Source organism: Bacteroidia bacterium (genome assembly GCA_040880525.1).
Lineage (GTDB): Bacteria > Bacteroidota > Bacteroidia > CAILMK01 > JBBDIG01 > JBBDIG01.
On the sequence record JBBDIG010000008.1, the window covers coordinates 1 to 7,843 of the forward strand.

The following is a 7,843-nucleotide window of genomic DNA, read 5'->3' on the forward strand; positions in this document are numbered from 1 at the left end:
TAAACACAGTGGGTTCATCCTCGCATACTGCCGTGGCACTGAAGTCTGCTTCCGGAAGTGCATAAACCTGCACCTGCATTGTGTCTGCGGCCATACAACCCTTATTAGAGTAAGTATACAGGATCACCTGGTAAATTCCAGGCTCATCGTACATGTGCGAGGGATTCTCATCTATAGATGCATTTCCATCTCCAAACATCCAGTTATACGTCATGCCTCCACCTGCGGATGAACTGTTGTTCATAAAATTAATCAGTTTACCGCTGCATTCATTAGCAGCCGTAAAGTCTGCCACAGGTCTTGGAGAAATAGTTATGGAATCTGTAGTTTGAACTTCACATCCTCTGAGCGAAGTTACCGTGAGTGTTACTGCATAAGTGCCTGTACCAGCATACGTATGAACCGGATTTGAGGAAATACTTGTGCTGTTATCTCCAAAATTCCAACTGTACGATGCAATGCTTCCATTAGGAATAGAGCTGTTATTGCTAAAGTTGACAGACTCCCCATCGCAAACATCATTAGCTACGAAGCTTGCTACAGGTTGCGGATACACTTCCACCATTTCAGCGATAGAATCCATGCAGCCATCAGCCGAAGAAACCAACAGCGAGACTTGGTAAGTACCCGCAGCAGCATATAAGTGCATTGGATTTTCAGCCGTTGAAGTATTTCCGTCACCGAATGTCCAATTGTAACTCAAGGTTCCTGCGGCTGCGCTGTTGTTGTTAAAGCTCACAGAGTCTCCCAGACAAGTATTCATGGCCGTGAAAGAAGCTTCTGGAATATCAAGTACAGTGATACTCCTGACAGCAGACATATTTACACAACCTGTGGTATTGTTGGTTATGATCATCCTGTAATCACCTGAAGAGGAGGCAACGAATGTAGAAGCCGTTCCACCCGTGATATTAGATGAATTCCTTTGCCACTGATGTGATACACCGGCTGTAGCCGAAGCAGAAAGCGTAACGCTGCCTCCCGGACAAAATGACAGAGGCCCTGATGTTGTGATCGCGGAATCAGGAAGAACATTCCTTGTAACTCCTACAGTGTTAGAAACTTCTGAACATCCCTGGCTGGTTGTTACCCTTAAACTATACGTGCCATTATCCGTAGCAGAATAACTAGTGGATGTAGCTCCGCTAATGTCGCTGCCATTTCGCAACCATTGGTAATTAGAAGCACCGGAGGCTATCGCAATTAGGTTTGCCTGGTCTCCCTCGCAAATGGTGGTGGATCCGACAGACGCAATAGCAACAAACGGCATGGGGTTCACGGTAACTGAAACCGCAGAAGAAACATTCTCACATCCACTCGCATTTGTCACTCTCACCGTGTAGTTCCCACTCTGGCCAGCACTGTAAGAAGATGATGTAGCACCGGAAATGGTGTTTCCATCCCGCATCCACAGATAACTCAAACCTGTACCAGTATTGGCACTGATATTAACGCTGCCGCCTTCACAAAAAGTAGTGGCGCTACCGGCCGAAGCCGTAGCAGAGGGCAGTGCATTAACAGTTACAGCAATATTGTTGGAAATGGCCTCGCATCCCTGGGCAGTATTTACTTCCACACTATAGGTGCCGCTTGACGTAGCATTATAGGTAGATGAAGTTGCACTGGAAATGTTACTTCCATTTTGCCTCCACTGATAGGTGTAACCCGCGCCTGCAAAAGCCGAAAGCATCACGTTGCCGCCCTGGCAGAATGTTGTTGCACCGGATGCTGAAATAGAAGCCGATGGCAATGGATTTACAGTAACCGTCTCCACAGCCGAAGTTGCCTGGCAATTATTGGAGTCAGTAATCCGGACAGCATAATCACCTGATGTGCCTGCTGAATAACTGGCCGATGTAGCACTTTGAATTGAAGAATTATTCCTCAACCATTGGTAGGTGAGTCCGATTCCTGTGCTGGCATTCAAGTTTACCGTCTGGCCATCGCACAGGGTAGTGCTGCCGGAGGCGGTAATGGAAGCTGCAGGAGTAGGATTGACTACTACCGATACAGCAGCACTGCTGTCAATACATCCGAAGTTGGTGGTTGCCACGAGCTTATACTCGCCAGTCTGGCTTGCATTCAATGTATTGGAAGTAGCACCACTTATGTTAACGCCATTCCTTCGCCACTGATAGCTTACCCCTGTAGCAGGTATGGTCACCAGTGTAGCTGCGGAACCCTGGCAAACTGTGGTGGGCGTGGTCGGTATCACTGTGGTAGCAGCAGAGGCGTTCACTGTCACGCTATAATCTGGCGTGGTAGCAAAACATCCCCCGGCTGTAATCGTCTGCGTCACTTTTACGGAGGAATTCCCGGCTGATCCCCATTCCACAACAAGCGTGTCAGCAGTTGATGAGCCTATTACTGTCCCTCCTGTAACTTGCCACTGATAGGTCGTACCGGAATTAAAAGGAGTGCGGTAGGTTTCACGCAGGCCGGAACATACGCTATTCACACCACTTACAATAGGTGAAGGAACGGATAAACCTTCGACCAGCAATTGGTCGGTAGCTGTACAGCCAATGCTATCGGTTACAGTAAGCGTAAAGATTGTAGTGGATGGTACGGTGGCCATCGGCCTTTCCAGGGTAGAATCTGACAGCATGGAACCTGGAGACCAGGAATATGATAACGTACCAAATCCTCCGCTGCCTCCATTATTTATTCCAATAACTGTCGGTGAACCTGTACATACCTGGAAGTCAGCCCCTGCATTAGCTGCTATATCACTTACGTTCACCGTGGTAGAATCCTCCGAAGAACAACCTTCTGCGTTTGTAACCATCAGGAAGTATTTTTCATTTGACATAGCTGTAAATGAAGGGGCAGCAATTCCTGCATTGCTTAAACCTGCTGACGGGGTCCATTGATATGAGAACCCGGTTCCATTGCTTGCTGAGCCATTTAAGTTCACAGTAGCTCCGAGGCAAGCTAGTTGGTCAACCCCTGCATTTATTACAGGAGTTGGCTTCACTACCACAGTATCCAGCATTATATCATTGGCTGAATTGCCATCGCCAGTCACCTGCACAGAAGCAGCGATATAATAGGAACCAACAGTATTGAAATTTAAATTGCCCATTGATACCATCACGCTATTGCCCATCTCAAGTGGCAAGTTATTGTTCAGGCTGTTATCCGTCAACTCAAGGTTAAAGGTTTGATTGACTGCACCGGTTACAGATACCACAAGCCTGGCTGTATCAATATCGAAATCAATATCCTCTATCAGAGAAGAATTGGTCAGCTTAACCATGACTGGAAGGCTTGTTGACTCACAGGCTTGTGCTGGCAATGGTAATTCTACCGAAACATCTATACGCGGAGGCATAATTACCGTGGCCGTATCTGTATACGTGCCGCAAACAGTATTGTAGGTGGCGATGTACTTGTAAGTACCGTGATTGGTATATGGCCCTACGTAAATACTCTGTGTAGAATCAATCACAGTACTTCCTTCGGACCATGTCAATCCCGATACAGTCTGTGCAGGAGGGCCATAGAGTATCGATCCGCTGAAATTCCGAGGCGAGAATGCCACTGTCGAGAACGGGTTAAGATCAGTTCCTAATCCTTCATAAATCGTTAAATCGGCATTGCTTGCCCATACCGCGCCCACTGCAGTTCCGTTAATGTAATAGTGCGATCCTGAAGTCGCCACGATGTACAGCGCATAGGTATCAGGAACCAGCAAGAGCGAATTGGTCAGCTCAATTTCAGTGGGATTATTTACTCCGGCACTGGGTACATTATAAGTTCCCAATGAGGTCCATCCACTTGAATTTCCATTATTTCCTACATAAGTTCCCTGCCTGTAATAAATTTGATATGTCGCAGTAGTGGTAGATGAATTATTTACCTCGAAGCCCTTTAATAAAATTGCGTTATCAACTGTAATATCAAAATAATTACCACCAGAATTATTATTTGAGGTCAATGAAGTGGTTAGGACATTACCTGCGGTAATAAATGGAGAAATAGCTGCAATGAGAAGTGAATCCGAATAACTTGTCATCGTTGTCATCTTAGGATTCACTACCAATATGGGTTCAACCGTATATTCAAATGGAGCCACCAAAGTGTCATTAAATGCACTTGGGTTTACAGAATTTGACAATATATGAGCAGTCAGATAATACATGCCAGGAACGGTCATGAGCACGTTGGTATCAGTTACTACCATGCTTGCATTGGCTGCTAGGGTCCCACTGTTGATTACCAGCGTATCACTTGAATTCACAGGCCCGGAAACCTCCCAGACAAGAGTCAGGGGATTGGTAGAAAAATCTGCAGTTGACCCAAATACATTTGATATTACAAATTCCACTGTGTCGTTCGGGTTGTAACACTTACCGGTACGGGTCAATTCTGCACTCATCAAGGCTATATCTCCCGATATGCCGGTAAACTCAATTCCGCCCACATCAGGTGCCGTGGAGGACCGGGACGAATCGAGAATATCGGTCGTTACGCCAACAGGTGTTCCCATATTATCTATGGCCACGTTCAGAGGTGTAATAATAAGTCCGGCAGGATTCGCAAAATGTGGATTATCATCCTTTGAATTTGCATCCTGGCTCGAATTGGATTGCCAATCTGATAAGGTGCTACGGTTAGCTGTCCAATATCCTGTATGGTTCGTCCCCGCTGTTGCACCATTATACAGAACATTATAGTTTGAGCTAAATGAGGTGGAAGTCGTGGAAATATAGATACAATACTTTATGCCTGTCCCACTTCCTCTTATACTCAGGATATTGTTCTTTAGCTCATGATTATCAGGCGAGGTGCTGGCAAAAATCGCCCGCTTGTTCCCGGTACTGTTGCTTGATTCTATATCTATCGTATTATGATAAATCTTCACGTAATCCCTTGTGCCCAACAGATACATGCCATAGTGCGTACCTGAAGTCGGGATATTATGTATGAGGTTGTTTACAATCTCAGTCTCATATCCTGAACTGTTCACCGATGTGGTGATATAAATCGTATAAGCCGTATAAGATCCCACTCCTGAACTATGTATTTCATTGCTATGGATCTTAATGTTCCGGCCAGAGGACACATAAACCCCATAAAAGGTAGAAAGGGTAGTACGGATGTTACGGCTGAAATTGTTCTCTTCCACAATGATTGTATCAGCATTTACCATAAAAACACCATATATATAGTAATCACGGATAATATTATTGGAAATAACATGTCCATAATTATCAGCATACGAAGACTGTCCGATCAAGGTAATGCCGTAGTAAGCCCCAACCAGTTCATTTCCTGTGATGGTAATATACTGGCCGTTATTCCCGGCAGTGGTAGCAGAAGTCGTGGAGCTAGATACGGCTATGGCTGCAGATAATGAGGAGGTATAGCCCATCCCCATATCAATCAGGTTATCCGTAATATTTATATGATGCGAACCTCCCCTTATCATGATCCCAAACATCGGAACTGTGGGATTAGTATTGATAAAACGGAAGTCGTTTATCGTTAAATACGATACACCATCAAGTGCGAGGAAATAGGTCTCCGCTCCTTCATTGATCTCATTTCCATTACCATTAAAGGTTATAGTATTGGTAGCTGAGGCACCCGGTATAGCCGTCAGTTGCCCTCCGCTCAAATAGGGGCCTGAGTTCGGTTCAACATTAATAGTAACAGCACCGGAAATACCACATTCATTCAGGGCATATAAGGCATCTGCCAGGCTCACGAAGTTGCTGTTGGAAACCGCCTGATTGGGGTTTACAGTATATGTTCCGTTAAGTGGATTCGAACATGGCGTCTGATAAGTTAATGGGCCAGCCCAAATAGAAGTATCTCCTGTTGGGCAAACTTCTCTTACATAAAAATCATAGGTAGTGGCCCGTGTCAAACCGGTTAGGTTGGCACTATCCACCGAAGTGGCACTTCCTGAACCTGAAGGAGCAGTTCCAAAAAATAAATTCGAATAAACCCATGTGTTAGTAGAACCTCCTCCTATCCATCCTATAGTGGCCGTTGTGTCGCTAGCAGCTTTTACTGATAGCCCTGTAGGTGGAGGCAAATTTGCCTGCTTTGTAGCCGGGGTGGTATCATTTGTATTAACGGTGTCCGGGTTGCCGTTAGGCATGGAAGTCCAGACAAGCAGCTCATACGAGGCTGATGTAAAGCTAAAACTGCCTAAATTCACCTGCGCTGTAACAGAACCTGTTCCTCCTGTTGTATCAAGGGTTCCTATGTATTTAACCGAAGTTTGGGCGATACCATCTACGCTCCAGTTTACAGTTACACTGTCAAGTATTTCCGTTCCAAAGTTTTGAATACTTGCTACCACGTTATGTGATCCGGCACAGTAAACATTAGGAGAGTCAACTGAAAGAACTCCTGCATCGTACGGAGCTCCGCTGGAAAGAATTGTAATCACTGCCATTCCATGCCCCATTCTAATGCTGGTATCATTAACTTGATTCGTACCATTATTATAGGAGCCGCCTCCGCCACCCCAAAGTCCGGTTGTAGCACCAGCCTGGCTTGTAGAACCAGAGCCACCACTATATCCTCCACCGCCAGCATAGCGGGAATTCCCGCCTCCTGTTACACTTCCACCGCCACCAAAACCACCGCCATTTACGGAGTAAGTCGTGTTGACAGGTCCGCCTGCTCCCCCATTGACATAAGCATCTCCACCAGCGGTTCCATCACCATCCGTAAAGAAACCACCTCCGCCTCCGGCTGCAGTGGTTGCGGTGAGACCGCCATCTCCATTTGTTCCACCTGTTCCATGTGAGCCGGTGTTTCCACTGGTAAACATTGAGGCATTTGCAGTATAGGGTCTTTCATTTCCTGTTCCGCCACCTCCACCGGCTATTACCAAGATTGAAGCATTGGTATTATGAGGAAACTTAGTGATAAAAGTCCCTCCTCCACCGGAACTGGACAAATTCACACGTGCAGGAGTATTGGGTGCATTTTGTCCTACTAATATACTTAACGTATCTCCCTGAGTTAACATAAACTCACCACTTATATAGGCGCCAAGACCGCCTGTCGTAGTTGAAGCATTTGAACCCTGGGCTCCATATGCTTCAATTTTGTAAAGTGCAGTAAAAGGCACTACCCATCTCTGAATACCTCCGCTAACCGTTACTTTACCATCAAGAGTAGTACTTGCATACTCTACGTCTACCTGTGATTGCGTGGGCCCGGCATTGCCAATGGCTCCCGCATTTGTGAAAGTGAACGTTTGTGCTGACAGATCTAGCCCCGAAAAGCCAAATATCAGTACTGCAAACGCAATTTTAAAAAGTCGAAGTGTTTTCATTGCATTGAATTTATTGTTTTCAAACGGCTGGAAATTTAGTTAAAAGATTTTATTACCAGATAGGGTGCATCACAATTTATTTTTTTGTGTTTAATAGCTTATCAAAACCGAACAAAAGGCTTCGCGAATCCAGAGATATTTTTCCGTAAATGAATGATCAACAGTATATTAAAAGCTACTGTGGGTATATTACCCTCCAATTTCATGGGATAGCTTTTTTGCTTTCTACCATCATTCAGCTTATAATCATTTTTAATATTTTATTTTAATATATGGATATTTAAATAATTTAAACTTAATTTTAAGAGAATATATTTTTTGTATTTATCCAATTTTTTATTCCGTATTTAGCAATCATCGAGGTATATCTTCAAAAGTGTGCTTTTTCAGCTTCTATTTACCTGAGAATCTCCCATTCAAGTTGGACCCCTTGTAAGAAATTCCAATCCTGCCATTGGAATTACCCTCATTTAGAAACCCTGAATTTTCTTCTAATAGCAAAAAGCCCCTGGCAACGTGTGTCGCCAGGGGCTTTTATTT

The 7,843-nt window shown here is 44.8% G+C and carries 1 protein-coding gene; it reads right to left on the reverse strand.

What is annotated here, in order from left to right:
- Positions 1–7,303, reverse strand: a 7,303-nt coding sequence (locus tag WD077_01505) for a PKD domain-containing protein (GenBank protein MEX0965887.1), incomplete at its 3' end; no start/stop codon positions are given.
- Positions 7,304–7,843: the final 540 nt, after the last annotated feature.